The organism is Frankia canadensis, from assembly GCF_900197875.1.
Classification (GTDB): domain Bacteria; phylum Actinomycetota; class Actinomycetes; order Frankiales; family Frankiaceae; genus Frankia; species Frankia canadensis.
Map to the genome: position 1 here is coordinate 1 of NZ_FZMO01000408.1, position 1,740 is coordinate 1,740.

Sequence of the window (1,740 nt, forward strand, 5' to 3'; positions counted from 1 at the left end):
CGCCCTTCCCTGGTCTCGCCAACCCGCCCGCCGCCGTCGCCCCCGCCGCGGCCGCGCCCGTCACGACGAAGGCCACACCCGCACCACCCACGCCACCGTCCGAGCGGCCCGCGCTCGGACGCGAACAGCAGGTCGCCGCGCTCGCCGAGGAACGCGGCCATGCGATGGGCGTGGCGTTCAGCCCGACGGCGCCGCTGGTGGCGCTGGCCAGCACCGACACCACCGTGCGGCTGTGGGCGCTGCCGATGCCCGATCCGCCGCGGCTGGCCGCCACCGTCGGCTACGGCCGGCGGATCAACCAGGAATGGGCGCGGGCGGTGACGTTCAGCCCGGACGGCCGGCTGCTCGCCGCCGCCGGGGACGCCGGCACCACCCTGCTGTGGCAGCTGACCGACCCGGCCCGCCCGCAGCCGCTGGTCACCCTGACCGGCCATCGCGGCTACCTGCACGGCGTCGGCTTCAGCCCCGGCGGCACGCTGCTGGCGACCGCCGGCGACGACCGGGCCGCGCTGCTGTGGGACGTCGCCGACCCGGCGGCCCCGCGGCGCCTGGCGATCCTCGCCGGGCATCGCGGCGCCGTGCGGGCGGTCACGTTCAGCCCCGACGGCACGCTGCTGGCCACCGCCAGCGAGGACCGCACCGTCATCCTGTGGGATCTCGCCGACCCGACCCAGCCCGCCGCCACCGTCACCCTGTCCGGCGCCCGCGGCCCGCTGCACACGATCGCGTTCAGCCCGGACGGTGACACCCTCGCCGCCGCCGGCAAGGACCGCGCCGTGCGCCTGTACAGCGTCGCCGACCCCACCCGCCCGCAGCCAGTCGCCGAGCTCGGCGACCATCGCCGGGCCGTGCACACCGTCGTGTTCAGCCCCGACGGGCGGCTGTTCGCCTCCGCCGGCGCCGACCGCGTCGCGGCGGTGCGCGAGATCACCGACCCCGAGCGTCCCGGCCCCGCGTACCGCCTGCCCGCGCACGGCGGACCCGTCCACGCGCTCGCCTTCGCCCCCGACTCCCGCCTGCTCGCCACGGCCGGCGCCGACCATGTGACCCGTCTGTGGGACCTGTTCCCCGCAGCTGCCGCGGCGGGCGGCACGAGCGGCGCCGACCCCGGCTGACCGGTCGGCGACGGCCGGTGAGCGCTGTGGAAGCGGCCGGGACGCATCCGCACATCGTTACCGTCCGTGAAGACGTGCGGCGTGTCGTTAGGGTTGGCGGGTGCGGCGACGGGGACGGGCGGGGATCATCGCGCTGGTCGGGATCGACGGAGCGGGCAAGACGACGCAGGGCCGCCGTCTCGCCGCGGCGCTGAGCGCGACCGGCCGCCCGGCGCGCTACTACGAGAACGGTGGTGGGCGGCCCGTCGTCGACGCGGTCGCCCACCGTCTCGGCCGCCGCGACGGCCCTCACCTTCTCGGCCGCCGTGCGCACGTCGTGCTGGAGGCGACGATCCGCGGCCTCGCGATCACCTGGGCGCTCGCGGCGTCCCGAGCCCGCGGCGAGATCGCCGTCATGGACCGCTACACCTACTGCCAGTACGCGACGATGCGCCTGCGCGGCGACCCCGGCGAACACCGCGTGCGCGCCTGCTACCGGTACTTCCCCACCCCGGACCTGGTCGTCTGGTTCACCCTGGCACCCGCCGAGGCCCAGCGCCGCGTCGCGCTGCGCGGCCGTGACCACGAGGACCTCACCCGCCTCGACGCCTTCGCCGCCGCCTACACCACCCTCCCCGAAGCCCCC

The 1,740-nt window shown here is 77.1% G+C and carries 2 protein-coding genes; both read left to right on the forward strand.

All coding sequences use genetic code 11. From position 1 onward, the window contains the following. Positions 1-1,115 (forward strand): WD40 repeat domain-containing protein (locus C1A33_RS37585; RefSeq protein ID WP_133150815.1); only part of this gene is annotated, 1,115 nt, incomplete at its 5' end. Positions 1,116-1,215: 100 nt separating this feature from the next. Then, a partial coding sequence (locus C1A33_RS24750; RefSeq protein WP_423748140.1) for a dTMP kinase occupies positions 1,216-1,740 on the forward strand: 525 nt, incomplete at its 3' end.